The organism is Halorarum salinum, from assembly GCF_013402875.1.
In the GTDB taxonomy this organism is placed as follows: domain Archaea; phylum Halobacteriota; class Halobacteria; order Halobacteriales; family Haloferacaceae; genus Halorarum; species Halorarum salinum.
In genome coordinates this window covers 1,885,599-1,909,646 of record NZ_CP058579.1, presented here as the reverse complement: position 1 = coordinate 1,909,646, position 24,048 = coordinate 1,885,599, and the positions used below count along the sequence as shown (strand labels likewise).

The window sequence follows — 24,048 nt, the reverse complement described above, 5'->3', positions numbered from 1 at the left end:
TGGAGTGCTCCACCCCGGTTCGGATTCCGGAGCACTGTACGGTTTGTTGGATGCTCCCTGGAGGCTACACACGAACCGTCGGGCGCTTAGCGCCGACATGCGTTTCCCCACTCCTTCCTTCGAATGGGTTTACAAACGAAGTGGGGTGGGAGTTTCGAATGCGTACGTGCTCCTTACACGCATCGGCTGTGTGGTATCACGTCCTCTCGCTGTACCCTATGCAGTCGTTCGACAGGGACCCACAGCGAGGATTCCCCGTTGGCGACCGCGGTTCTCCACTCTGATCACACTCCTGCTGGACTATCTCGTAGGGATGGAAACCGAGGCTCGTCGGATATGCACGACGTGGAGCGAAGCGCTTGAAACGGGGGATGCGGTCCTTTCATGAGCTCTCCTTCCCCATCCTACGATCCCCTCCCTATGACAGCACGAGATACGGTCCAAGAACGACGAGCAGGACCGCAAGCCCGCGCTTGAGCCGGGCAGGATTGGTATGCTGGGCAAAGTGCCAGCCGGCAATCACGCCGACGAGTTCCGGGACGCCCACCAGCGCGGCCAACGGCCACGAAACCGCTCCCTGCGCGACGTAGCCGGCAGTGGCTCCGGCCGCGAGGAACACCGACTGAACCTGTGCAAGCGCCACGGCGAGCAACATCGGCATGCCCACGACCACCAGCAACGGCACGGCGATGACGGGACCGCCGACGCCCAACAGACCGCCGGGGACGCCCACGGCGAACCCGATGACGGTGACTGCGACTCGCCCCGACCAGGTCGAGGGGTCGAGCGTGCGCCGCTCGTCAGTGGTCCCGCGGGCACGATGCCAGACCAACACGCCGGAGAGTGTGAGGAACGCACCGAGTAGATAACCGAACAGCTGCTCGGAGACCATGGCATTGAGCCGGACGCCGACAAGCGCGCCGAAGATCCCCCCGAGGCTGAGCAGTCCCGCCGCGACGGCCCCCCCGCGGTCGCCGAGTTCGCCAGAGCGAAGATACGTGGCGGTCCCGAGCAGCCCCGTAGCGACGAAGGTAGCGCTGGCTGTACCGGCGACAGTGCCAGGCGGGATGTCCAGTAGGGCGTACAGCGCCGCTGTGACGAAGACGCCCCCGGGGCCAACGGCGGTGATTCCCATGCCACCCGCGAGGGAGATGAGGACCAAAGCGAACACGACCGGGAGTGTGAGACCGGCGACTGCGGTCACACCAGCTCACCCCCCATCATCCGGCGAGCCCGCCTGTGAGAATCGTTTCGATGACCAATCTACCGGCGCTATAGGCCGAGTAGGCCGCTATCAGGATGAGTGCGGCGTTGAGGACGTTGAGCGTCACCCCGTTGGTGTGTTCGCCCATCACGTCGGAGTCATTGACCGCCCAGAACAGCAATGCTGCGGTAACGGGCAGTCCGACCACGGCGTTGTACGCCGGGAAGAGGATGATCATGTCGATGACGCTCAGGCCCAGATACTGATGGACCAGTGGTGAGAGGCTCCCGAGTCCGACGCCGGCGACGTAGATGATGAGGAACGTCCGGCGGCTCTCGGCGTACTCGCCGCCAAGCGTCTCGCGGATTATGTAGGCGGGCGCCCACATGATGGGGATGATACTGTTGAAGGCCGCCGCGAGAGTCCCTACGAGGAAGACGACCATCGCCCACTCACCGAGCACAGTCGCCATGGCTTTGCCGGGCGTGAGGAACGTCTCGAGTTGCTCGTACCCTGCCGGTCGCAGGACCGCGGCAGAAGCGACGACGATGGCGATCGTCGTGATCCCGCCGACTGCGTAGCCAATGGCGAGGTCGCGGCGCATATCAGGGATCGCGTCAGCTCCGATCCAGCCCTTCTCTTCGACGAGTTCGGATTCGAGGAAGAAGTTGGGCCACAGCGCTGTGGTCCCGAGAATGGAGACCGCCAGCACCATCCCGTTCATACCGCCGAGGACGGGGACGAACCCCGTCGCCGCAGCGACGATATCCGGCGAGGAGGCACCGGCGACGAAGACGTAGCTGACGAGAAGGGCGAACATCATCGAGACCATGATCTTTTCGACCCAGTCGTAGCCGAGGATACCGATGACGATGGCCGCAAGGCCGGTCAGGTATGCGAAGGGGCCCCAGCCGATCGCTTGGAGGCCGAACAGGACGACGATGCCCTTCCCGACAGCGGCGGTGAGTTCGAGCGTCCAGGCGACACAGCCGACCGATAGAAGTACCATAAGCACCGTCGAGACGGTCCGTCCAAGTTTTTCTCTGGCGAAGGCCGCCAGGGACTCGCCGAAGATGCCGAGACGGGCACTCATGTCCTGGGCCATGTAGCCGAGTAGCACCGCGCCCACGACGGCCCAGAGAAGCGAGTAGCCGTAGCGGACGCCGGCGGAACTGGCGATGAAGACTGACCCGGAGCCGAAGTAACTGGCGACCATCACGAACGCCAGCCCGTACTTCCGGAAGACGTCGCTTACGGACGTTTCGACGCCGAATATCGAGCGAAGATCGTGGTACGCGTTGAAATCAAAGCTCATGGGTTCATACGGTTGCCTTGGTCGGTTAGCGCTCCCTGCGTTGGCGGGGGATTCGACGGAGTTCTTCGAGACGGCTGACTCACGAGCATCGCCACTCCGCCGGACCGGATCGTGCTTGCACTACCTGTGCCTCCCCCGAACCGCCGAACTCCGAGTGCTCCACTCCCTAGCGCAGAACGGTCAAGAATTATATCAGGATATAGACCATCCAGGGGGTTAGGTCCTGCGATTCCCGGACGGAACCTGTTCTCCCATGGGAGGTGTGGAGAACCGTTCTCAGAGAGGGGGAACACGCCGCCTGCAATGTTTTCCCATTCGTCGTTAGCGATGGCAAAGCCGCGTACGGATCGACCGCCCGAGGTCACCGCTGTAGCAGACGGTCATGGCGCAGATTCGCTTACCGTGCCACTCCTCGGGGACGAAGGGTGCGGGCGGGGCTCGACGGATGATCACGAATGCCGTGAGTTCCCTGGGCGCTTCGGCGGTGAGTTCCCGATAGGCCTCGAGGAACTCGTCGGCCCGTTCGAACGGCCAGGCGATGAGTCCGCCGTAGACGGTCGGACCGACCTCGTGGAGCTCGAACGTGAACGAGGTAACGACGCCGAAGTGGTGGCCGGCGCCGCGGACCGCCCAAAAGAGGTCCTCGCTTTCCTCGCGGCTAGCGCGACGGACCTCCCCATCGGCGGTGACGATCTCGACCTCGAGCAGGTCGTCGACCGTCCAGCCGAACCGGCGGGTCAGATAGCCGAAGCCACCGCCGAGGGTCAGGCCGGCCAACCCGGTTTCGGAGACGAAGCCTCCTGGCGTGACCAGACCGTGGAGCTGGGTTTCCCGATCCAGATCGCCGAGGAGGCAGCCAGCTTGGGCCGTCGCGATCTGCTCTTCGGGATCGACGAGGACCCCGCGGAGTCGGGACGTGTCGATGGTCAGGCCGTCGTCGGCCAGCGCCGTGCCCGCGATGTTGTGGCCGCCACCCTTCACCGAGAGTAGGAGGTCGTCGTCGCGGGCGAAGTTCACCGCGGCCACGACGTCGGCCGTCCCCGTCGGCCGGACCACGAGCGCGGGCGTTTTCTCGATCATGCCGTTCCAGATGCGCGTCGCCTCCTCGAACCCCTCGTCCCCGGGAGAGAGTAGCGGGCCGCGCAGGCGCTGGCGGAACGCCTCGACAGTTTCCTCGGGCAGCGTGGTCGTGGTCCCGTCTCGAGTGGCGACGGTGGCTTGGGGCATGGTGCTACGGAAATCCGCCGTGCCATTCGTTATCACGCGAAAAAAAAAGAGATATTCGACGGCTACTTGCCGAATGTCACTTCACGACCACTGTTCGAGGACTAACGGTGATCCTCTCAGGCGTCTCGAAGGGAGCGTGAATCCCTCCCGAACCGCGCCGTGGGGCCCCTGCTCCGATTTCTGGCTCCTCGAAGGCGGTCGCTTCAACGTCCCGCTCGCTCGAGCAGCAGGCGTTCGCCAATCCGACGATTCCCCGCCGACCACCGCCGTGTTCGTACGGATGACCTACGGCCAGGGGACTTTGTTGAACCCCATCCTTCGGACACGGTTCAGCGAGAAACTGCCGCTGCGTGGGGATGCGAATCGAGTAGAGTCATCGCGACTCCCGAACGGGGCGGTCACAGGGTCCATGCAACTGGCCTGCCGTAGTGTTCACGTGGCGCACGAACTCGACAACATCGACCGTGGCATCCTCCACTTGCTCCAGGTCGATGCGCGGAACGCTACCGCACAGGAGATAGCCGACAAAGTCGGCACGTCGGCAAGCACGGTTCGGAACCGTATCGAACGCTTAGAGAAGAACGACGTTATCGCTGGCTATCATCCGGAATTAGACTACGAAGCGGCCAACCTCCCCCTCCGTGTGCTGTTCGTCGTGACCGCGCCCCCGACCGAGCGGTCCGAGTACGTTGAGGAACTGCTCGACATCAAGGGCGTCATCGACGTACGAGAGATGCTCACCGGGCGGCGGAACGTCCACGTCCGACATCACCCGCATCACGGATGCGATTCACGAGTTGGGCCTCGAAATCGAACAGTCGGAGATGATGAAACAGCGCCGAATCCAGCCGTTCGATCATTTCCACTATGAGGGGGGGCTTGGCGATGAACCCGACGAGAGTGAAGAGTAACGAACCTGTTCCGATTTCCGCAACTATCGCTCCTCCAAGTGCGGAAATTCAAGTATCACTTGTGGGAATGCCAATTAAGGCGGATGTTCCACCAGTTATACACAATAGATAACGGATCCGTCGAGAAAGAGCTAAACCCGTTCCTCGGATACGGTGGGGCGCGAGTAAGTCCCCACGGGGTCACCTCACCATGTCCGACCGTTCCCACCGAGAATCTCACGACGAACCCATCGATGTTCTTCTCGTCGAAGATAACCCGGGTGATGCCCGTCTCACACGAGAGGCGTTCGATTCAACGGAGACGGAGACGACACTACATCTCGTCACCAATGGAGATGACGGAGTCGATTTCTTGCGACAGCGGGGCGAGTATGGGTCAGCACCGGCTCCGGCGCTCGTTCTCTTGGACCTGAACCTCCCCGACGGGGATGGATGTGAAATGCTCGAAACCATTCGGAATGACCACCACCTCCAGTATCTCCCCGTGCTCGTGAACACGAGTTCCGAGGACGAGGGCGATGTCAGGAGGTGCTATGAGGCCAGCGCCAACGCGTATCTGACCAAGCCGGCCGATGCTCAGGAATACGTCACCATCGCGCGAACGGTTGAGCGGTTCTGGTTCGAAAAGGCACGTCTTCCCCCGACTCCGGCGTAGTTCACTCCCCGAATACGGGCACTGGGAAGGGAAGTGGGTGGCACGTGCTTCACCTGTACTGGCCGTTGAGGGTGCCGATCCGATCACTTGCTGAGGAATTCAACGGAGCCAGCCTGGGCTAAAAAGAGCGGTGGCTGTCGGCGAGCCCTTCGGCCCGAGTACGGTGACGATAGCGTACCAACCTACGCTGCACCGATGAGTGGACTTCCCTCCGGAGTTCCCGGAGGTACGTCGTCCGATCTCCCGAAACTCACGCCGTGCCTTCCTGCAGTCCGCTGTTCATCGATTCCCGGAGAGTTCCTCCTCATCGGTTTCTTCCGCCCACCTGAGAAGGGGTTTCAGACGTCGCCCTAGCTCTTCACCCGTTTCAGTGAGTTCGTATTCAACCCGCGGCGGGATCTCGGCGTACTGCTCGCGGGCGAGGATTCCGGCCTCGACGAGCTCGTCGAGTCTCGTCGAGAGCGTCGAACTACTCACTCCGTCGAACGTCCCTTCGATATCGCCGTACCTCGCTGGACCGGTTGCGCCAACCACGCAGATGAGTTGCATCGCGTAGCGGCGGCTGAGAAGATCCATCACTCCCCCCAATGGACAGAGACAATCCCGATCGACGTTCGAAGGGTCGGACGCATCAGTTACCGCGTCAGGGGCATCTGCCATGGCTTTCGTTCACCGCAGTCGGTTCCATACTTCGTACTCGGAAGTATAAATGGTTCGGGATTCAAAGCGATTCCGTCCCATGAGCCGGAACGGCCCGGAACCCGAGGTTGCGTGTACGCTGACCGAGGAGGAGAGATCGGAACGATCGGAAGCGGTCCAACGATTACTCGTCTCCCAGTACGTGGGATACGAGGAACGCGAAGACGGTGTGAGCGTACGGTTCGACGGAACGGACGAGTCCCTCCGGGCGGTCGCCCGGTTCACCGCGGACGAGTTGCGGTGCTGTTCGTTCGCGGAATTCAACATCACCGTGTCGCCCCCATACGAAGAGACGGTCCTGACTGTCACGGGCCCCGAAGGGACGCGACGGATGTTCCGTGACGAATTCGTCGAACGACTAGAGGACGAGGCAGCGTGATTCGGTCCGATCGGTCGTCGACGTATCTGAACCACGTCGTGGGTCGTGGAAAGCGTCCCGCGGATCACTTACCGAACACTGACGGACGCCGATCGATCTTCGTACTGAACGCGACACCAGCGGTATAGCGCACCGTCCCCAAGAACGCCCCGATGAGCATGAGGGAGTGGCTCCAACGACGCCAGATCGCCATCTACGCCGCAAGCGTTGCCCTCGCCGTTGGATTCGGAGTCGGTCTTCCTTCGGCCGCACCGCTGTTCGAGCGGGTAATCACCCCCGTGCTGGCGGTCCTCCTGTACGTCACCTTTCTCGAGATCCCCTTCACGAAGTTTCGTCGCGCGTTCACGAACGCTCGGTTCATGGCTGCCGCGCTCGGGATGAACTTCCTCGTCGTCCCGGCCGTCGTCTACGCGCTCACTCGATTCCTCCCGCAGGAGCCGGCCATCCTCGTCGGGGCGTTCATGGTGCTGCTGACTCCGTGCATCGACTACGTCATCGCCTTCACCGATCTCGCGGGGGGTAACGCCGAGCAGGTCACCGCTGCGACGCCAGCGCTCCTGCTCGTCCAGTTCCTCCTGCTTCCGGTGTACCTGTGGCTGTTCATGGGCGCACGAGTAGCGGACGTCATCAGGGCGGGTCCGTTCATCGAGGCGTTCCTGCTTCTCATCGCGCTCCCGTTGACGCTCGCGTGGCTCACCGAGGTGTGGGCGGACGGCTCCGATACCGGGCGTCGATTGCAGGACGCGATGGGCTGGCTTCCCGTGCCGATGATGGGCGCGACGCTTCTGGTCGTTATCGCCTCCCAACTTCCCCGAGTCGAGGATTCGATCGGACGGATCGCTGCCGTCGTCCCCGTCTACGTCGTGTTCCTCATCATCATGCCCCTGTTGGGACGACTTGCCGCCGGACTATTCCGGATGAACGTCGGTGAGGCCCGTGCGTTCGTGTTCACCTCAGTGACGCGGAACTCGCTCGTCGTCCTCCCGTTGGCGCTCGCGCTGCCGGATGGCTACCGATTGGTCCCCGCGGTCGTCGTCACGCAGACGCTCGTCGAACTGGTTGGGATGGTCGTTCTGACGCGGGCGGTGCCGCTGTGGCTCCTATCGAACGATCCGACGTCGCTCTCGGCTCCATACGCGTAGCGGCACGCGTTCGATGCCGAACTAACCCATCGCGATGAGGAGACGCTGGAGTTCGACGTGGAGGCCGAGCCGGGAACGAGGGCCGGGTGCGTGGAGATCACGTGTACGCAGCACGGGACGGTCGAGATCGCGTTCACGCCTGCCGGTGGTGGTGAGGTTGGTCTGGCGCGTGTGGGGAACCGCCGTACGGGATCTCGGAACCGGAGTGCGGTGGTGCCGGTGATCGGGACCCGCTGTGGCCGTGTGAGAACACGGATGCGGAGCCGTCGTTGGCGTTCGACCAGGTGGAGACGGGTTCGATGGTCCTCGCGGATGAGGGACTCGCCTTCGATGAGGAGGACGGGGTGATCGGCAGTTCTGCGCGGCGTCGTCGACCGACGAGGACGATCCGGACCGACTCTCGCGCAGACCGGCTTGGAGTCGGGATCCGAGACGCCACATTCCAAGCGGATCGAAGGAATTGACAACGGTGTCCACGCGTTTGCGTGTTACCGACGGCCGTGCGGAGGAACGGTGGACGTTACGATGCGGACCGTAGTTGCTCGGTTCGAGCGCCTGAGAGCCAGAACGAGGCGATCGTGAGTCTGACGTTTGATCCGAGGCGCCTGGTAAACTTCGAGGTCGGCGAAGGCATCGTAACCCTTGATGGGCTGTAAGCTTCCGGGTCCGGAAAACGTGGAAGGAGGAGAACGGGACGATACAGGAGGTGGATGAATGCGCGCCCAGAACGTTACGAGCGGCCGAGCTCCCGATCCTCCTCGAGCGCCCCGTGTCCGACGGCCGGCGGAGCGCTACTGCCAAGACGAATCTAACGGTGCCAGCGTCCAGTCCAGGTCCGCCGAGCGGCGGGGCGACCGTCAGAACACCCGGTGAACACGAACGCTCAGTAGTACGTGCCGAACCACCGACGATTGGGAGGGGACTATCGTCACGGTCTGGCTTCGTGCACGAGGTTGAACGGCGTCTCGGCCGCCCGACGGAACCCCGTGAACCCGCCCTCGGTGATCACCTCACGGAGACGCGCTTCGCCGGCCTGTGCTCCCAGGACGAGGTCGCCGCCCTGGTCGAGCGAGTTCGGCACGCAGGCCATCGTCGAGGCGCAGTAGAACGCCCTGCCCAGCGGGTTCAGGTTGTCCTCGACCTGATCGTTGGCGAACGGCTCGACCAACATCCACGCCCCGTCGCCGGCGAGCGTCCCCCGGACGTGTGACGCCACGCCGACCGGATCACCCACGTCGTGATACGCGTCGAACATCATCACGAGGTCACAGTCGCCCCCGTCGTACTCCTTCGCGGTCGCCACCTCGAAACTGACACGGTCCGCGACGCCGGCTTCCTCGGCTCGCTCACGGGCCACCTCGATCGAACGTGACCGCGCCGCCCCACATCCGGTCGCCGAGGTAGAGGCCCAGCGAGCCGGCCGAGGCGTACAGCGGTTCGAGCAGCACCGACAGGGTGTCCCGCCCGACGGAGTACGGCACCTCCGACACCGGCCCGTGGTCCTCATAGTCCGCGCTGAAGGTCGCCAGCCAGTCGGGAGGGTGGTGGAAGTCGTCGTCCGTCCAGACGAGGCGATCGTGGCGCGCGGCCCGCATCCCGGCAACGATGGCGTTGGCCTTCCCCGAACAGCCCTCCGGCTCGCCGGCGGCGACGAGTCGGACGCCCTCGGGGCGGTCTTCCCGCTCGGTGACGGGGTCGTCCTCGCCGTCGTGGATGACCAGAAGCTCGTCGCCGTCCCCGAGTTGGGCGGCCACCTCCGCGCACGCGTCGGTCCACCTCGTCGTCGGCAGGAGAACGCTCGTCGGCGGCCGGTCGGACACGGTGGTGACTTCCGGCGATCGGTTGAAACGCGAACCGGTCCCCGCCGTTTCCGTACGTCCAGACGAACGGGCTCCGTACCCATCACTCGACTTCAGTCGGATTCTGCTGCCGTCGGTCACCCCGTGGAGGATCCACGCTCCGCGCTCGTCGATTCGAGCGGACCGAATCTCGGGTCGCGTCAACGCTGAATACGCGCCGTGCATCTCCCGCTGCGGTGATTCACCGTTCTGCCACCGGTCGGCCTCCGTTTTCAGTCGCTCGAATTCGGACGTCTCAGGCCTCAGCGGTCGATTCGTTCGACGGTCGAGCTAGGGCCTACAGCTATCGCCACTTTCCAGATCGATTCGAAGTTCCGAGACGGCGTCGGGAAACGGGTTCCAGCCCCCGAAGTACCGATGGTCGATCCGTCCGATGTAGTCGACGCCGACCCGAGCGGCTATCGTCACCTCCTGGACCTGCTCGACCGGTCTCCGTCAGTTCGTCTCGGGGTCATAATTATCAGTGGACCTGCCTAGCGTTACGGTATGGATACGGACCCATCGAGGCGTTCGCTCGCAGTCCCCGAGGAGCGAGTTCAGGATGCGTGTGGCGAAACTCCCCTGCCGGAACTGGGTCTCATCGAGCAGGTGTGGGAGACGGACCCGATTCCGCGCGAGGCCATCGCCGATCGCGCGTCGGACGCCTTCGGGTCGCTCCCGCTCGAGGACGTCCCCGACGGCGGCGAGATCGCGCTCGGCGTCGGGAGCCGCGGGATCGCGAACCTCGGAACGATCGTCGCCGGCGTCGTCGAGGGCGCCCAGGATCGCGGGTACGACCCGTTCGTGTTCCCGGCGATGGGGAGCCACGGCGGCGCCACGGCCGAGGGCCAGCGCGAGATGCTGGCGGACCTGGGCGTGTCGGAGTCGACCGTGGACTGTGAGATCCGGTCGGGCATGGACGTCGCCGAGGTGGGACGGACCGCCGACCGCGACGTCCCGGTCGTCGCGGACGCGAACGCCGTCGCGGCCGACGCCATCGTCCCGATCAACCGGGTCAAACCCCACACAGACTTCGACGGCACCGTCGAGAGCGGCCTCTCGAAGATGCTGGTGATCGGGATGGGGAAACAGCGCGGCGCGAAGATCGCCCACGACTGGGCGGTCGACTGGTCGCTCCGGAACATGATCCCCGAGATCACCGAACAACTGCTCGCCCAACTCCCCGTCGTCGGCGGGATCGCGATCCTGGAAGACCAGCGCGACGACACCGCGCTCGTCGAAGGCGTCCCGCCGGAGGGGTTCCTCGACCGCGAGGCGGAACTGCTCGAGACGGCCTACGACGTCATGCCGAAGATACCGTTCCGGGAACTCGACGTGCTCGTTCTCGATTCCCAGGGGAAGGACGTCAGCGGCCAGGGGATGGACACGAACGTCATCGGCAGGCGACCGTTCGCGATCCAGGAACCGGAACCGGACTCGCCCGACGTCAAACGCATCTACACACGCGGGCTGACCGAGACGACGCACGGAAATGCGATGGGGATGGGCTCGGCGGACTTCGTCCACGCGGACCTCCTCGAGGGGATCGACATGCCGACGACGCTCATCAACGCGCTGACGGCGAGCACGACGCGGGGCGTCCGTCTCCCGCCGGCCGTCGAGACCGACCGCGCTGGCCTCGTCGCGGCGCTGTCGACCATCGGGATCGTCGACCCGGAGACGGTCCGCGTTCTCCGTGCGGCCGACACCATGCACCTCCAGCGGCTCTACGCGTCGACGGCCCTCGTGGAGGAGGCACGCGACCGTGACGACCTCCGGGTCGTCGAGGAACCCGCTCCGATCGGCTTCGAATCGGGCGATTTCGCGGCCCCGTCCCCTCACGAGGTCGAGTGACGGCTCGGGACGCAACCGGGAGGGGACGCGGACGAATACGACGTCGGTCACCGATGGGGAAGTCGCGGCAGCGGTGAACGCGCAGCGATCCCGTCATTTCTCGGGTTCGTGGTCGTGTGCCGTGACAGCGTGGATTCCTGCGAGCGGACGACGATCGTGTTGCGCGACGTGGCCCCCCGCTCGTCCAGGCAGGCCGGGTGGTAGAACACGAGGACGTCCACGATCCGGGATTCGAGCGTCAGCCGGTCAATCCGGTCCGTCATCCCCGTCGCTGAGGCGCCGTCCGTCCATCGATCCGTCGTCGGATCCGCCCGGCGGTGAAGCCGGTCACCGTCGACCGATTCCGACGGGGGCACGCGACGAGCGACGGGGGAAACTAGAAGCGACGGGCGACAGCAGGGCTACGTATGCCCTCCGGACGCCACGTCCTGATCAGCCTCCTGATCGGAATCGTTCACGCGGTCGCACTGCTCGTCGTCGCCCTCGACCTGGGGTACACCGTCGGCCCCGCGGAGTATTCGGTCGTCGGGATCGGCTGGCGGTACGGCGGCCTCGTCGTCATGGGATCGCTTCCAGCGTGGCTCGCTCTCCGATACCGGCTCGTCACACCGCTGATCGCGCTCGTCGCGACCACCGGTTACGTCCTCGGCACGGAACTGACGCCGCCGGGGCCGACCTTCCGGGACGTGGCCGAACTCGAACGACTCCCCGAGCCGACCGGGATCGTCGTGGTCGAGAACGGACTGTACATCGTTCGGTACATGGTCAACGCGTCCGTCTGGACCGTCGGCTTCCTGTTCGTCGGGCTGGTCGAGTACGCCGTCCGGACCGTCTGGGAGCGGCTCCCGGGACCGCGGGCGCCGAGCCCGGAACTGTCGATTCCCGCATCCAGGCGACGGGCGACCGTCGTCGCCGCGGTCGCCGGCGTCCTCCACGCGGGGGTGATGGTGTGGTTCGCCCGCCGCCTCGGCGTAACGGGGTTCGGCGGCCTCGATTGGCCGCTGTACGCGTACGGCGCCGCCGGGATGTGGTTACTGGCTGCGGTGCCGGTCTACCTGCTCGTTCGCCACGGGCTGGTGTCGCCGGCGGGCCTCCTGACGCTGTTCGTCCTACTGGACGTCCGCGCGGAGTTCACCGCGAGCGTGGACGATCCCCACGCGCTCTACTTCGGCGCGTGGTTCGTCTATCTCGTCGTCCTCCTCCTCGTGGGCGGCGTCGAGTGCGGGCTCCGCCGACTCGACGACGTCCGACGGCCGAGTTCGGCGTCGTAACCGGAGGGAGGGAGGGAACGCTCACCCGCGGTCCCGAGCGAGTAGGCGATCGACGGCTCTCACGGAGCGTCCTCACACCGTTTCCGCCGCACCCGTCACTCCTCGTCGGGCGTGTGGAAGCCGTGGACCGGCTCGCCCGCCTCGTCGCTCAAGATCCGGAGGGCGGCGCGGCCGCCCTCCGGCGGCGGAGATGACCACCCCGTACGTGAGAGACGGTCAACCGATGGCGGCCTCCTTCATTGGATACTTCACCCTCGAGCATCTGGCCGCCGTGCACATGGTGCGGAAGGAGCCGACACGTCGCGTTCACGCGTCGATCGCCGCTAGCCACTCATGAACGGAACATCGGAGTTCCTGGAGGAGTCCGACCCGACGGTCTTCACGGCGTCGCTGCTCTCGCTGCTGGGAATCATCGTCGGGATCGTCGTCCGGCCGGACGTCGCCGCGTCGAAGCTGGCGGCCGCGAACGCGTTCATCGTGACGAACCTCGGGTGGCTGTACCTGTGGGCGGTCTTCCTCTCGTTCGTGTTCGTCGTGTACGTCATGCTGGGGCCGTGGGGGCGAATCAAACTCGGGGGCCCGGACGAGACGCCCGAGTTCTCGTTCGCCCAGTACCTGGCGATGACGTTCACCGCGGGCCTCTCGTCGGGCGGGCTGGAGTTCTGGGGCCCGGTCGAACCGCTCGTCCACTACCAGACGCCGCCGCCGTTCTTCGGGTCCGGGGCCGCCGCCGGCACGTGGGAACGGATGGCGAACGCGCTCCAGTACGCGATCTTCCACTACGGAACCTCGGCCTGGGCGACCTACTTGGTGTTCGCCGTCGCGATCTCGTACTTCGTGTACCGGAAGGACACGTCCTTCCGACCCGCGGTGATCCTCGCGCCCTTCCTCGGCCCGGACGGGCTCGACGGATGGCCCGCGAAGCTGATCGACACGCTGGCCGTCGTCGTCACGGTGAGCGGCATCACCGTCTCGTTCGGCCTCGGGATCAGCCAGTTCCTCTCCGGGCTCGCGTTCAAGTGGGGCGTGCGGACGGGCGAGGGCGGCCGGATCGCGCTGATACTGCTGGTCGGGGTCGTCTTCCTCCTGTCGGTCGTCGCCGGGATCCAGCGGGGGATCAGGCGGTTCGCGGATCTCAACGTGGTGCTCCTCATCGCGCTGATGGTCGTTACCCTTGCGTTCGGCCCCCTCTCGTTCCTGTTCAACCTCGGCACGCAGGCGCTGCAGGGCTACGCGGCCGACTACGTCGGGATGAGCCTGTTCTTCGGCCCCGGGAGCGAGGCCACGAACTGGCTCGGCTCGTGGACGCTGTTCTTCTGGCCGTGGTGGCTCACGTTCGCGCCGATGGTGGGCATCTTCATGGCGCGGATCTCCCGCGGCCGGACGCTCCGACAGCTCGTCTTCGCGGGGCTGGTCGGCTCGTTCGGCCTGACCGTCCCGTGGTACGTGGCCACGGGCGGGTCCGCGCTCTGGGTGCAGTCGTCGGGCGCCGCCGACCTCCTGGGGGTGTACTCGGACGCCGGCCTGGAGGCCGTCGGATTCGCCCTGTTCGAACAGCTCCTTCCGTACCCGGGCGCCTTCTCGGCGCTCCTGCTGCTGCTCGTCGTGAGCTTCCTGATCACGACGCTCGACTCGTCGACGCTGAGCATCGCGATGATGGTCACCAGGGACACCGAATCCCCCTCGACGCTCAACCGCGTCGTCTGGGGGCTGATGATGGTGTTTCTCACCGTCTCGCTCGGCTTCGCCGGGGGGCTCCCGGTCCTCCAGACGTTCACCGTCCTCGTCGGACTCCCCACGGCGATCATGTGCGTGATCGCCATGGTCGGGATGGTCGTCGAACTCGAACGGCACGCCCCCGTGCTGGTCGGCGACTCCGCCGAGTCGGCCGACTCGCCCGAGTCCGGCCAGTCGACCGCCGTCCGCGAGCGACTGCGGAACCGGCGGAACGTGGAGTACTCGTCCGACGACTGATCGGGTACGCGACCGGTCGGTCGTCCGTCTCGGGATGGGGGCACGACGGGGCCGGCGAACGCGCCGAAGCCGAACCTTCATGAGCCAGCTGGCTGAACCGGCGCGGCATGGGCAGTGCGGCGACCACGTTGGCTGAACCGAGGGTCCTCGCGCACACGAAGCGCCGCCTGTTCCCGGACGACGCCGACGACGGATACGTCGTCGTCGACGCGCGGTTCTCCGCCGACCGGTGGCTCGCCGGGGAGTCGATCGACCCGGGGTCAGGGAGGCGCTCGCCCCCTTCAACCACGTCCGGGCCGGATCCGGGTACCCGGACCTCGTCGGCGTCCGCGTCCTGGGCGACGATCTCCTCGCCGTCGACCGGCTGGGGGACGAACCGCCGCTCGTGGCCGTCGAGGCGAAGGGGTACACCGACCGCGGCGGCGTCGACGTCGAACGCGGAATTGTCCAGGCGCACGACCGGCTGAACGAGGCGAACGTCGCGTACCTCGCGGCGACCGTCGGGGCGGTTTCCCGGTCGGCCCGCACGCTCGCCCGCGAACTCAACGTCGGCGTCCTCGGCGTCGACCCCGCCGGCGGGGTCGAACCGGTCGAGGTCCCGCGCGTCGTCGGCAACCGGACGACGACCGAGACCGACGCGATCCGGTTCCAGGCGAGCGCGCAGGGCGTCGCGAACCCGTCGTTCGGGCTCAACCACCCGAAGAACTACCTCGCGTACCCCCTCGCGGCGTACCACCCCGACGGGACCGACCGCGTCCTCTCGGAGCGGGTCGTCGGCGCCGTCGACGCCGCCCGGAGCGGCGCCGTGTTCCTGAACCTCGTCGAGGGGCGACCCGACCGCGTTCGGCTGACGGCGCTCGGGCGTGAGGTCGTCAGGTTCGCCCTCCGGGAGTGTGGATCCGTCGACGACGCGCTGGCGGCGTTCGAGAGGTGGAAGCGCTCCCGGAAGCGGTTCAGTGACCTCGCCCCGAAGTGGGGGGTGCTCGCCCGCCGCGTCGTCTACGCGTACCCGGCGACCCAGTTGCTGGTGGAGGAACTCCAGCACCTGCACGAGGATGGAATCCGCGAGCCGACGCTCCCACAGGTCGTCGAATATCTCCACGAACTCCACCCCTCCTTCACGGTCGAGTTGTTCGTCCGCGGCGACGGGGAGATTCGAAGCCGCGTGCTGGACACGGACGGCGAACTACAGCGAGGTGAGCTAACGGACGGGGGCGTGTATCACTCGCCGACGGTGTTCCAACTCAAGGCGATGCTGTACCACGCTGGAATCGTGACGTCACGCGGCGCCGAACCCGCCAATCTGGACCCGGAAACCGACATCTGGAGGCTGCGGGAATGGTCGTCTGACGAAGTCTGACGTCGTGCGTTCGCGGAATCGAGCAGGGGGAGTTCGAACTCGGTAGGGAATCCTCCCGATCGGCGTGACGCCGTTCCCGAATGCATGATGTCGGTTACTAATAACCAGACGTACATGTCAGTAGCGAACTCGAAGATCGGAACGGCACGGGGTCCACCGTGTTCTTCGGCGGGGTTTTCCCCCTCGCGTTGGGGGTACCCACACGGCGAGGCGTGGGGTACGACCTCGTGTTCGGCATGGACGCAGCTATCCCGGGGTGGGCGTTCGTTCTCTCGTTCGTTGCTGGGCCGATCATCACCCTCGTCGGCGCCGTCGTCGGAATGCGGTCCGGCCACTTCGAGCGGTTCCACAGGGACTACGACCCCGAAACCGGACGCATCGACTCGAACCACCCGTTCGCAAAGCTGCACGAGTACGTCTCCAAGGGCGAGCCTGCAGCGGCCGACCACCCCGAGAAGTTCGTCACGAATCGAACCCACCTCGCGCTCGTCCGTATCCTCCCCTCCGCAGTGCTGCTCGTGTACGTCTCGTCCGTAGAGCTAGTGCTGTCGTCGTGGCTGCAGTGGGCGATGGTGGGGATGCTCGTGGCGTGTGCCGTCGGAGCCTTCCTCGTCACCGACCGGGTGCTTCGGGAGGCCGTGTACGAGGACTACGATCCGTCGTGGACGTGACCCGGCAACGTCGGGCAGTGGCGTGGCGTACCACTCATGAGCCGGGCCGTAGCCCGTCTCCGACGGGGGCTCGACGGACGCCACTCGTGCTAGTTACTCTAGCCGAGTGAGTGGTTTGAGTGCCGACGGCAGTTCGCCGCGGCCTCGGCGTGGATCTTTCGAGGGCACCCGGACGTCAGTCTCCGTGCCCGACCATCCGCAGTGATTCGAAGCAGGCTCCGGTCGGATGGTATCCCGGCTCGACTTCGGGGCCGTCCGTCGTCACGACCGGTTCGTGGTCGGGCGTCAGCTTCTCGTACCAGCTCCCCCCGGGCGCCACCAGTCGGTCGACGGCGTACGTCCAGAACCGATCGTACCACTCGAGATAGCGCGCTTCGCCGGTCGCCTCGTGGAGGGCCGCCGCGGCACCGATGGCTTCGGCGACGGGCCAGCCGTAGCGATCGGCGACCACCGGCTCGTCGGCGAAGTCGAGCGTGTAGTAGAAGCCGCCGTCGTCGGCCCACCCGGTCAGCGCGTACTCGAACAGTTCGACGGCCCGGTCGCTGAGCCACGCGGCCTCGCGATGGCGGGCGAGCGCGGCGAGGAGTTTCGCCCACTCCGCGTGGTGGCCTGGTTGGAACCCCCACGGGCGGAACTGATGGCGGGGGTCGGACCGATTATAGTCGTGATCCGGTTCCCACGCCTCGGTGTAGTGCTCCCAGATTCGCCCGTCCGGATCGGCGAGATCGACCGTCACGCGCCTGGCGATCGTCAGTGCACGCTCCAGGTACGACTGCTCGTCGGTGGTCTCGTAGGCGGCGAGGAACGCCTCGCAGGCGTGCATGTTCGCGTTCTGCCCCCGGTACGCCCCGATCGGGTTCCAGTCGGCGTCGAGTCTGCACCCCAGCAGGTCGTGAGCGGGTTCGCGGAACCGCCGCTCGATGAGCGAGGCAACGTCGACCAGCCGGTCGCGGAGGTCGAACGAGACGTGGTCGTCGAGGCCGACCTCCAGTGCACGAGCGTGCGCGAGCAGGACGAACGCGTGTCCGTACGGCGAGCGCGTACCGTCGACGGGGTCGGTCACGTCCAGGAGCCAGGCGTAGCCACCTCGCTCGCCGTCCCGGTGGTGCGTGTCGAGGAACCGGAGTCCGTGGGCGGCCGCCGACGTACACCAGTCCGGACCGCCCGCACGGACGCCGATGCTGAAGTTACTCACGAACCTGGCAGTGGCCACCAGATGGCGGGCATCGCGGTCGTACACCGATCCGGTTTCCGGATCGAGTTGTGCGATGTAGCCCCCGCGTTCGTCCACGCAAGCCGGATAGTAGAAGTCGAGTACGTTCTCGATTCGCCGTTCGAGCACCTCGCCGTCGGCGTGACCCGCCATCTCACGTCCACCTCGCGCGGTCCTCGGCGACGCGGCCAGTTTCGTCCATCGGTCCACGGTCGGGACGGGACGGTGATGAGCGTGGCCCCGGTCTGCGTGGAATCGATGGCTGCCGGCGTCGACCGCTCCCCAACCGTGTTCGATCAGCGATACCACATATATCGGTATGCGAAACTAATGGTACGTTTGGTAGTTTTCCGTCGACCTCGGATTTCGGTTCCGACGGTGGAGGGCCGGATACCGACGCGATTCGACGGGACCTCCTCGGGGTGAAGGGGGACGCAGACGCTCATCGGGTTCGAGACGGCGGCTACTAGTATCGGGGAGAGATATTCGGATCTAGTGACCGGAGAAACCGGATCGACTGCCTCGTCGGAGTGTCCGGCCCCGGAGCAGGATCGGTCGGTGCGGGTCCGTTCTGCGGCCGCTTGGAAGAGGAGATCCCCTCGTCCCGACCCAAGCGCCGCTGCGACGGCCCCACGAAGGATACAAACAACGCCCTGACTGCACCCGCATCCCCGGAACGATAATTATTCATATAAGTCCCCAAACATACCAAATGTGTGTCTTATTTCGTCACTCCGCCCGCACCACTGTCCACCCGCGTCAGCCGAGCCACGTCGGGTAACGGCACGCCTCCGAGGGTCGACCGTCGGGGTTGACCACCCCCCGGGGGTGGATCGTGAGCACCTGCTGTCGGCGTGACCGGTCCCGGTAGACCGTGACGCCGTTGCACCCGAGTTCGAGCGCCTGCGAGTACGCCTCCGCGACGTCCTCGCGCGTCGCGTCGTGGGGGAGGTTGATCGTCTTGGAGATGGCGCTGTCGACGTGTTCCTGCAGCGCAGCCGGCATCCGGACGTGACCGCCGGCCGGGATCTCCCCCGTGTAGTCCCGCCAGAGGTTCGACTCGACGGCCGTCGGCGACGCGGTCTCGTAGTCCGTCCCGTAGAACTGTGCGGTGTCCACTGTTACGTGATGCGGGCCGCCCGTGTTCGGGTTCACGAGCGTGTACCGCGCGTCGTCCCGGACGGCGTCGAAGAAGGCGTCCGTCACCCCGACGGAGACGTTGAAGTTCGCGAGGACGCCCTCCTCACGTTTCGCGGTGCACAAGCGGCCGGCGTCGGGGTGGTCGACGCGGAGGATCCCCATCTGCGCCCCGCGGCGCCGTCCGCCCCGCCTGACCTGCTCGCACATCGTATCGTAGACCTTCATGAACGAGACGGGGCCGCTTGCCGTCCCCCCGGTCGACTCGAGGGGGTCACCCCGCGGCCTGAGCGCCGAGAACGAGTAGCCGACGCCGCCGCCGGTCTGCATCACCGTCGCCGCACGGCCGAGCGTCTCGAAGATGGAGTCCAGCGAGTCCCGCGGGGACGTCACGAAACACGCGGCGAGCTGGCGGCTCCCCGTCCCCGCGTTCATCAGCGTCGGCGAGTTCGGCACGAACTCCAGCCCGGTCATCGACTCGTGGAACCGCCGCTCCCATCCCTCGGCGTCGGCACCATGGCCCGTTCGGCGTCCGCCACGGCCGCCGCCACACGCTCGAACAGCCCCTCGGGCGTCTCGACCACGTCGCCGTCCGGCCCCCGACGGAGGTAGCGAGCCGGCAGGACGCGTTCGTACACGGTCTCCGTGAGGCGCTCCCGGAGCGTGTCGCCGCGAACCCGTTTCGCCGGGAGGACGAACGCGGTCCCGTCCGTCATGGACGCCCCTCCGGTTCGTCCGTCGTCGGTCCGGAACTATGTGTCATCGGTAAGCGAGTTCGCGGTTTTCAAGCCGCCAGGTGAAGATCGCTCTGAGGACCACCACCAAGCTGTTACGTGCTCCGCCGCCCAGATGGCCGTCCGCTCGATTTCCCCAGCCTCGGACCCGTAAACGCACACGCTGACGAGCGCGGTCTCCTCGTCCGTGATGAGCAGGTTTCCGGCGGGCGTCTCCGCCCACTCCCACGGCGTCTCGGACACCTCGGCCGACGGGACGGCGTCCTGAACACGAACTCGAGCCGCGTCGGTGACACCCGCCACGTAGATGTCCACTCCGCGTTCGTCGGCTTCCCCGAGGCGTTCGAGGTGCTCCTCGGTGAGGAGTTCGTCGACGGTCATGTAGACGATCTGCTCGTCGGCCTCGTCGATGAACTCGAAGACGCGCTGGGCGACGGCCGCCCGGCCGGTAACCGTCCAGACGCCGAGTTGTTCGGTTCGTGGCTCCGTGGGCCCGAGTTCCTCGAACGGCTCCGCAATTTCCGTGATCGTGCTCTCGTGGTCGAGGGTGAACTTGCGGACGATCGTCTCGCGGGAGACGACGGTGAACTTCCGAGGCGTCGTGTGCTGGACGTCCACCAGCCCCCGTTCGTGGAGCGTGTCGACCGCGTCGTAGACTCGTGTCCGTGGGACGTCGTCGATGCCCGCAACGTCCTTGGCGGTGCCGGATCCGAGACGGGTGAGATTGACGAGCGTGTGGGCCTCGTATTGGGACAGTTCCTGCTCCTTGAGTCGGTCGACTAGCTCGGCTTCCACCAGACCCTCGTCACGGTCTGCCATGGGCATCGTACCTCGTCCCCATCGATGAGTGTGGTTCGAGACTCCCGGCCACCCAGGCGGTGACGCTGCTCGTACTCCGCTCTCGAGAAGCCACTGTCGGCCGAACTCGAGGTCCCGATCGGGGCCGTACTACGACGTCGCGCGGCAGCCCATTAGGGACACGCCGTGTCCACCGAACGAACCGGCCGGGGAACGACGCGAACGGCCGTGGAACGAGCGTTCGGTCAGCGCACGACCGTGACCGGGACGGTCGCGCGTTCGACGACGTCCTTGGCGACGCTGCCCACCATCCGTTCGGTCCGTTCCGAGCGGCCACGGTGACCGACGAAGACGGTGTCGAAGCCGCCCTCCGTGGCGTAGTCCGTGATCTCCAGGACAGGGTCGCCGTAGAGCAGTTCCGTCTCGACGTCGTGTCCGAGTTCCCGGGCGAACGCGGCGGCGTCCTCGAGGAGGTCGAGCCCCCGCTCCTCCGCGTCCTCGACGTTCTCGATGATCAGTCGCCGGTCGGCGTCCGAGAGCCCGGAGATCGGTTCGGTTCCGCCCTCGTCGTAGACCTCCGGGTCGACCGCGTGGACCACCGTGATCGACCCGCCCATCGCGTCGCAGACGTCGCTGGCGTACGCGAGCGCACGTTCCGCCTCGGTGGAGCCGTCCGTGGCCACGAGGAACTTCATACTCGTGTATTCCTCCACGAAGAGGTAAAGATACGAGGTCGGTCCCGGCCGGTGAGAACGGACGGCGACGCCCGGAATCGAGGACCGACCGGGACTACGTTCGGCCCGACGGCGACGCTCGGGACGCGGTCGCTCGCCTACTCCTGCCATCGGAGACGGTCACCCGAGGGGTGAGCCGTCGTCGCCCCCTTCCGCCGCCATGATGAAAGCGGTGGGAGTGGGATTCGAACCCACGAGGCCTCTCGGCCACCTGCGTTCCAGGCAGGCGCGTTCGTCCACTCCGCCATCCCACCGGGTACGCCGGACGGGCCGACGAGTCGGCTCGAGGCGTTCGGTCCGCTCCCGAGGGACCGGGATTCACCTCCGTCCCAACTCCGCCCGTTCAGCGTTCAGTCCACGTCGACGGACCCCGACCGGGCGTCGATCACTCCTCCGTGGACTCGTTCTCCGACTGGGGGCTACCCCCCGTCTGCGCCTCCTGTGGATCGCCCCAGCCGCCGCCGTCGACGATCTCGAACAGCTGTCCCCAGTTCTCGTCGTCCTCGCTCTCCGGGAGCTGGTCGCGGAGCTGACGGAAGTCAGACTCCGGAACCAGCGTGTGGACGAGGTCGACGATGACCCGGGCGTGGTAGGCCGCGTCGGCCCCGTCGGCGTTCTCGATCTCGGCGACGCGGGAGACGAACTCCCGCCAGTCGAAGCGCTGCCCGTGGTCGTGGATGGCACCGGTCATGTACCACCTGATCTCCATCGGGAGGGAGGCGGCCAGGTCCTCGGCTGCCCCCTCCGGGATCCGCCGTCCGAGCGTCATCAGCGTCGCCCGGATCGCGCGGAGCGTCTCGCCCGTCCCCGGAAGTTCGAGTCGGTGCTGGATCGTCCCGGTGAACTCGTCGAAGTCCATACGTTGGGTGTTCGGTCGAACGGGCAATAAATGGCCTCCCCTCGACCGCGTTGTGGGCCGCCTGAGCGGCTTCGAACACCTCGTCGACGTCCGCCGCCCCGATGACCGTGTCCGAGGCGGTTAGTTCGTAGGAGACGTCGAAGTCGTCGAGCGCTTCGATCGCCCGTGCGATGTCCTCCGAGAGGCTCCCGTCGTGGACCGGGATGACCTCGAATCTGGCGATTACTGTCATGCTCGTCTCCCTCGTGTGAGACGCCCCTCTACCAGACGTGGCGCCGTCAGCGAACACTGGGCCCGCCGAGTACCGGACGCATGGCGACGAGTTACAATAGGTGTCCCGCCGGCCCGATCCAGCGTTAAGGTGGTGGACGCCCACTCGTCTACCATGGGCGAAGACGAGGAAGGGGCCGAAGAGCGCCTGTTCGAGTGTGACCTCTGCGGCAGACGGTTCGAGACGCGGGAACAGCGGAAGGACCACATCTGGGAGTACCACGAGATGGACGGGGACATCACGCCGTAGGTCGTCGCCGTCGCGCCAGACCCCGTCGGCGAGCGGCGACGCGCCGGTACAAAACGGGGGCGCGGGGTGACCGGTCGGCCGTGGGCGGCCCGGTCACCGGCCGGGCGCGAGCCCGAAGGGTTCCCCGCGGACGAGGCTCTCGACGAGCAGGACGTACATCGCCTGGCTCCACTGGAGGTTCGAGTTCCACCGGACCCGGCCGTCGCCGTCGACGCGCTCGGGCAGCAGGTCGGCCGCGGTGCGCCAGGGCTGGCTGTGCCTGTAGACGTAGTCGGCGACGGCGGTCGGGTCCAGCCCGGACTGCCAGCGGACGACATCGGCGTAGGCCTCACTGACCGGCCAGCCTCCGTCCTCCGCCGTGCCTGTCGGGGTGAAGTCGTCGTCCGGGTAGCGGCCGACGCAGTCGGTCCCGTCCGCCTTCCAAGTGGGGTCGTCGGCGTGGCTCACGGTCGCGACCACCCGGTCGCTGCCCGGGTCGACGACGTTCCACGGCCAGCAGGCCATGAACGCGGCCGCGTCGGGACGGCGGTCCGGCGGCGGCTCCTCCGTCCCGTCCGGCTGGTCGGCCGTCACGTAGTGGTCGCCGAGGAGCGCGTCGTGCTTGAAACAGTAGTCGTCGAAGTTCCCGTGCTACTGCTCCGCCTGCTCCCTGCATCGGTTCGCGTACGCCGCATCACCCGTCGCATCCGCCAGTTCGGTCCGAGAGGGCGAACTCCAGCGCGTCGCCCTCGCGCACGACCCGCGGGAGCCGAACCGTGCCGCCCCGGGCCCCGAACAGGCCGAAGCGGACGCCGGTCTCCGCGAAACTCGCGTCGGGCGTGGCGATCCGCACGTCGCACGCGAGCGCGAGTTCGACGCCCCCGCCGCCGCCCACGCCGTCGACCCTGGGAGGGCTATTCGTTCACCTCAACGCGACCGCGTTCGACCATGTACGGGTGACCGTACCCCCAGTAGACCGTGCAGACGAACCCGAACGTCCCGGTCGTGTTCACGACGAACCCGAGTTCGGTGGGCACCGTCGAGTGATGCCAGAGGTACGCCGGCGGGGCGAGCGTTCCGCCACGCGTTCCCCCCAGCACGACCCCGGCATTCCGGGTCCGTGGCCGTCCGGGCCCCGGGTCCTGGCCTCGTCCCCGTCCGTTCCCGGGGCCGGAGGGTCCGCCGTGGGGACCGTGGTGGCCGCCCCATGGCCCCTGTCCCGGCCCACCGCCGTCGGGTCCGTTCTCCAGAAGTTCGTCGTCGCGGATGGCGAGACTGTGGTCCGGATACGCGGCATCGGCCGCGTCGTGCAGGGCGTCGAGGGTCGTCCCCCGTGGAACCGGGATCGCCTGTTCGTTTCGCCGCGCGCGTTCGTCCGAACTCGGAACGTTCGTTCGAACCGCCTGCGGGAGGTCCTCGACCGCGGCGTCGGCTTCCACACTGAGGAGGGTGAGCCGCAGTTCGTCGCCCGGCGAGAGCGTCAACCGGTCGAGTTCCTCGCCGTCCTCGTCCAGCAGGAAGTATCCCCGTGATACGATCCGACGAAGGCCCGGACCGTCTCCCCCTGTCTGATC

The 24,048-nt window shown here is 66.4% G+C and carries 22 protein-coding genes, 1 tRNA gene and 5 pseudogenes; 10 read left to right on the top strand and 18 right to left on the bottom strand.

Annotated elements, in window-relative coordinates; translation table 11 throughout:
• Positions 1 to 418: 418 nt before the first annotated feature.
• From HUG12_RS09200 to HUG12_RS09190, 3 genes are all read right to left on the bottom strand, one after another.
• A complete protein-coding gene (locus HUG12_RS09200) occupies positions 419 to 1,135 on the bottom strand; it encodes a sulfite exporter TauE/SafE family protein (RefSeq protein ID WP_179270617.1) in 717 nt (238 codons plus the stop codon).
• A gap of 85 nt (positions 1,136 to 1,220) precedes the next feature.
• Positions 1,221 to 2,519 carry an NRAMP family divalent metal transporter gene (locus HUG12_RS09195; protein WP_218836433.1) on the bottom strand — a complete coding sequence of 433 codons (1,299 nt, stop codon included), beginning with the start codon at positions 2,517 to 2,519 and terminating at the stop codon, positions 1,221 to 1,223.
• 321 nt (positions 2,520 to 2,840) lie between these two features.
• Complete coding sequence (locus HUG12_RS09190; RefSeq protein ID WP_179268470.1) at positions 2,841 to 3,746, bottom strand: FAD-binding oxidoreductase; 906 nt, start codon at positions 3,744 to 3,746, stop codon at positions 2,841 to 2,843.
• Positions 3,747 to 4,182: 436 nt separating this feature from the next.
• Here HUG12_RS09190 and HUG12_RS09185 point away from each other — a divergent pair, with 436 nt between their 5' ends.
• Both HUG12_RS09185 and HUG12_RS09180 read left to right on the top strand, forming a co-directional pair.
• Positions 4,183 to 4,617 (top strand): Lrp/AsnC family transcriptional regulator, encoded by a 435-nt coding sequence (locus HUG12_RS09185; protein ID WP_218836432.1) that lies wholly within the window; start codon positions 4,183 to 4,185, stop codon positions 4,615 to 4,617.
• A gap of 230 nt (positions 4,618 to 4,847) precedes the next feature.
• Positions 4,848 to 5,312: a response regulator gene (locus HUG12_RS09180; RefSeq protein WP_179268469.1), complete on the top strand. Its 465-nt coding sequence runs from the start codon at positions 4,848 to 4,850 to the stop codon at positions 5,310 to 5,312.
• A 279-nt stretch (positions 5,313 to 5,591) separates the two neighbouring features.
• Here the strand turns inward: HUG12_RS09180 and HUG12_RS09175 are convergent, their stop codons facing one another.
• Entirely contained in the window at positions 5,592 to 5,888 is a 297-nt protein-coding gene (locus HUG12_RS09175) for a winged helix-turn-helix transcriptional regulator (protein ID WP_179268468.1), read from the bottom strand.
• Positions 5,889 to 6,051: 163 nt separating this feature from the next.
• Here HUG12_RS09175 and HUG12_RS09170 point away from each other — a divergent pair, with 163 nt between their 5' ends.
• Positions 6,052 to 6,390 carry a Zn-dependent oxidoreductase gene (locus HUG12_RS09170; RefSeq protein WP_179268467.1) on the top strand — a complete coding sequence of 113 codons (339 nt, stop codon included), beginning with the start codon at positions 6,052 to 6,054 and terminating at the stop codon, positions 6,388 to 6,390.
• A gap of 152 nt (positions 6,391 to 6,542) precedes the next feature.
• Positions 6,543 to 7,532, top strand: a complete 990-nt coding sequence (locus HUG12_RS09165; RefSeq protein WP_179268466.1) for an arsenic resistance protein — start codon at positions 6,543 to 6,545, stop codon at positions 7,530 to 7,532.
• Positions 7,533 to 8,460: 928 nt separating this feature from the next.
• Here the strand turns inward: HUG12_RS09165 and HUG12_RS09160 are convergent.
• Positions 8,461 to 8,898 (bottom strand): annotated as a pseudogene (locus HUG12_RS09160) (SAM-dependent methyltransferase); the annotation flags it as partial.
• Positions 8,891 to 9,352: pseudogene (locus HUG12_RS09155) on the bottom strand (glycosyltransferase); the annotation flags it as partial. The pseudogenes HUG12_RS09160 and HUG12_RS09155, both read right to left, overlap by 8 nt.
• Positions 9,353 to 9,877: 525 nt before the next feature.
• On the opposite strand from HUG12_RS09155, the gene HUG12_RS09150 reads away from it, so the two are divergent.
• On the top strand, positions 9,878 to 11,224 hold the full coding sequence (locus HUG12_RS09150; RefSeq protein WP_179268465.1) for a DUF362 domain-containing protein: 1,347 nt from the start codon (positions 9,878 to 9,880) through the stop codon (positions 11,222 to 11,224).
• A 47-nt stretch (positions 11,225 to 11,271) separates the two neighbouring features.
• Here HUG12_RS09150 and HUG12_RS09145 read toward each other — a convergent pair whose 3' ends face one another.
• Positions 11,272 to 11,487: a hypothetical protein gene (locus tag HUG12_RS09145; protein WP_179268464.1), complete on the bottom strand. Its 216-nt coding sequence runs from the start codon at positions 11,485 to 11,487 to the stop codon at positions 11,272 to 11,274.
• Between the two features lie 144 nt (positions 11,488 to 11,631).
• Here HUG12_RS09145 and HUG12_RS09140 point away from each other — a divergent pair, with 144 nt between their 5' ends.
• From HUG12_RS09140 to HUG12_RS09125, 4 genes and pseudogenes are all read left to right on the top strand, one after another.
• Positions 11,632 to 12,495: a hypothetical protein gene (locus HUG12_RS09140; RefSeq protein WP_179268463.1), complete on the top strand. Its 864-nt coding sequence runs from the start codon at positions 11,632 to 11,634 to the stop codon at positions 12,493 to 12,495.
• Positions 12,496 to 12,828: 333 nt separating this feature from the next.
• Complete coding sequence (locus tag HUG12_RS09135; protein WP_179268462.1) at positions 12,829 to 14,469, top strand: BCCT family transporter; 1,641 nt, start codon at positions 12,829 to 12,831, stop codon at positions 14,467 to 14,469.
• Positions 14,470 to 14,576: 107 nt separating this feature from the next.
• Positions 14,577 to 15,829 (top strand): annotated as a pseudogene (locus HUG12_RS09130) (hypothetical protein).
• Between the two features lie 158 nt (positions 15,830 to 15,987).
• On the top strand, positions 15,988 to 16,500 hold the full coding sequence (locus HUG12_RS09125; RefSeq protein ID WP_179268461.1) for a hypothetical protein: 513 nt from the start codon (positions 15,988 to 15,990) through the stop codon (positions 16,498 to 16,500).
• A gap of 175 nt (positions 16,501 to 16,675) precedes the next feature.
• Here the strand turns inward: HUG12_RS09125 and HUG12_RS09120 are convergent, their stop codons facing one another.
• The 8 genes and pseudogenes from HUG12_RS09120 to HUG12_RS09085 form a co-directional block, all read right to left on the bottom strand.
• Entirely contained in the window at positions 16,676 to 17,866 is a 1,191-nt protein-coding gene (locus HUG12_RS09120; protein ID WP_179268460.1) for an AGE family epimerase/isomerase, read from the bottom strand.
• Positions 17,867 to 18,472: 606 nt separating this feature from the next.
• Positions 18,473 to 19,324, bottom strand: coding sequence for a glycyl radical enzyme family protein (locus HUG12_RS09115; RefSeq protein ID WP_179268459.1), 852 nt, complete (start codon positions 19,322 to 19,324; stop codon positions 18,473 to 18,475).
• Complete coding sequence (locus tag HUG12_RS09110) at positions 19,321 to 19,566, bottom strand: ribonucleotide reductase N-terminal alpha domain-containing protein (RefSeq protein WP_179268458.1); 246 nt, start codon at positions 19,564 to 19,566, stop codon at positions 19,321 to 19,323. Before HUG12_RS09110 ends, HUG12_RS09115 begins: the two co-directional genes overlap by 4 nt.
• Positions 19,567 to 19,602: 36 nt before the next feature.
• Positions 19,603 to 20,403 carry a TrmB family transcriptional regulator gene (locus tag HUG12_RS09105; protein ID WP_246308171.1) on the bottom strand — a complete coding sequence of 267 codons (801 nt, stop codon included), beginning with the start codon at positions 20,401 to 20,403 and terminating at the stop codon, positions 19,603 to 19,605.
• Between the two features lie 224 nt (positions 20,404 to 20,627).
• Positions 20,628 to 21,077 (bottom strand): universal stress protein, encoded by a 450-nt coding sequence (locus HUG12_RS09100; protein WP_179268457.1) that lies wholly within the window; start codon positions 21,075 to 21,077, stop codon positions 20,628 to 20,630.
• A gap of 209 nt (positions 21,078 to 21,286) precedes the next feature.
• A tRNA-Ser gene (locus HUG12_RS09095) sits at positions 21,287 to 21,370 on the bottom strand.
• Positions 21,371 to 21,501: 131 nt separating this feature from the next.
• Entirely contained in the window at positions 21,502 to 21,975 is a 474-nt protein-coding gene (locus tag HUG12_RS09090; protein ID WP_179268456.1) for a DUF2267 domain-containing protein, read from the bottom strand.
• A 100-nt stretch (positions 21,976 to 22,075) separates the two neighbouring features.
• Positions 22,076 to 22,207 (bottom strand): annotated as a pseudogene (locus HUG12_RS09085) (thiamine-binding protein); the annotation flags it as partial.
• Positions 22,208 to 22,360: 153 nt separating this feature from the next.
• Between HUG12_RS09085 and HUG12_RS21865 the strand changes: the two are divergent.
• Positions 22,361 to 22,495, top strand: coding sequence for a hypothetical protein (locus tag HUG12_RS21865; protein WP_281362338.1), 135 nt, complete (start codon positions 22,361 to 22,363; stop codon positions 22,493 to 22,495).
• A gap of 93 nt (positions 22,496 to 22,588) precedes the next feature.
• Here HUG12_RS21865 and HUG12_RS09080 read toward each other — a convergent pair whose 3' ends face one another.
• The 3 genes and pseudogenes from HUG12_RS09080 to HUG12_RS09070 form a co-directional block, all read right to left on the bottom strand.
• Positions 22,589 to 23,068 (bottom strand): hypothetical protein, encoded by a 480-nt coding sequence (locus HUG12_RS09080; RefSeq protein WP_179268455.1) that lies wholly within the window; start codon positions 23,066 to 23,068, stop codon positions 22,589 to 22,591.
• 118 nt (positions 23,069 to 23,186) lie between these two features.
• Positions 23,187 to 23,378, bottom strand: a pseudogene (locus HUG12_RS09075) (enoyl-CoA hydratase/isomerase family protein); the annotation flags it as partial.
• A 10-nt stretch (positions 23,379 to 23,388) separates the two neighbouring features.
• Positions 23,389 to 23,958, bottom strand: a complete 570-nt coding sequence (locus HUG12_RS09070) for a hypothetical protein (protein WP_179268454.1) — start codon at positions 23,956 to 23,958, stop codon at positions 23,389 to 23,391.
• Positions 23,959 to 24,048: the final 90 nt, after the last annotated feature.

Excerpts from the sequence above, each read along its gene's own strand:
- HUG12_RS09105 (WP_246308171.1), bottom strand. The coding sequence starts at position 20,403 with ATGGCAGACCGTGACGAGGGTCTGGTGGAAGCCGAGCTAGTCGACCGA.
- HUG12_RS09150 (WP_179268465.1), top strand. The coding sequence starts at position 9,878 with ATGGATACGGACCCATCGAGGCGTTCGCTCGCAGTCCCCGAGGAGCGA.
- HUG12_RS21865 (WP_281362338.1), top strand. The coding sequence starts at position 22,361 with ATGGGCGAAGACGAGGAAGGGGCCGAAGAGCGCCTGTTCGAGTGTGAC.
- HUG12_RS09170 (WP_179268467.1), top strand. The coding sequence starts at position 6,052 with ATGAGCCGGAACGGCCCGGAACCCGAGGTTGCGTGTACGCTGACCGAG.
- HUG12_RS09090 (WP_179268456.1), bottom strand. The coding sequence starts at position 21,975 with ATGGACTTCGACGAGTTCACCGGGACGATCCAGCACCGACTCGAACTT.
- HUG12_RS09190 (WP_179268470.1), bottom strand. The coding sequence starts at position 3,746 with ATGCCCCAAGCCACCGTCGCCACTCGAGACGGGACCACGACCACGCTG.
- HUG12_RS09140 (WP_179268463.1), top strand. The coding sequence starts at position 11,632 with ATGCCCTCCGGACGCCACGTCCTGATCAGCCTCCTGATCGGAATCGTT.
- HUG12_RS09100 (WP_179268457.1), bottom strand. The coding sequence starts at position 21,077 with ATGAAGTTCCTCGTGGCCACGGACGGCTCCACCGAGGCGGAACGTGCG.
- HUG12_RS09135 (WP_179268462.1), top strand. The coding sequence starts at position 12,829 with ATGAACGGAACATCGGAGTTCCTGGAGGAGTCCGACCCGACGGTCTTC.
- HUG12_RS09200 (WP_179270617.1), bottom strand. The coding sequence starts at position 1,135 with ATGGGAATCACCGCCGTTGGCCCCGGGGGCGTCTTCGTCACAGCGGCG.
- HUG12_RS09175 (WP_179268468.1), bottom strand. The coding sequence starts at position 5,888 with ATGGATCTTCTCAGCCGCCGCTACGCGATGCAACTCATCTGCGTGGTT.
- HUG12_RS09120 (WP_179268460.1), bottom strand. The coding sequence starts at position 17,866 with ATGGCGGGTCACGCCGACGGCGAGGTGCTCGAACGGCGAATCGAGAAC.
- HUG12_RS09110 (WP_179268458.1), bottom strand. The coding sequence starts at position 19,566 with ATGACGGACGGGACCGCGTTCGTCCTCCCGGCGAAACGGGTTCGCGGC.
- HUG12_RS09180 (WP_179268469.1), top strand. The coding sequence starts at position 4,848 with ATGTCCGACCGTTCCCACCGAGAATCTCACGACGAACCCATCGATGTT.
- HUG12_RS09195 (WP_218836433.1), bottom strand. The coding sequence starts at position 2,519 with ATGAGCTTTGATTTCAACGCGTACCACGATCTTCGCTCGATATTCGGC.
- HUG12_RS09165 (WP_179268466.1), top strand. The coding sequence starts at position 6,543 with ATGAGCATGAGGGAGTGGCTCCAACGACGCCAGATCGCCATCTACGCC.
- HUG12_RS09145 (WP_179268464.1), bottom strand. The coding sequence starts at position 11,487 with ATGACGGACCGGATTGACCGGCTGACGCTCGAATCCCGGATCGTGGAC.
- HUG12_RS09115 (WP_179268459.1), bottom strand. The coding sequence starts at position 19,324 with ATGACCGGGCTGGAGTTCGTGCCGAACTCGCCGACGCTGATGAACGCG.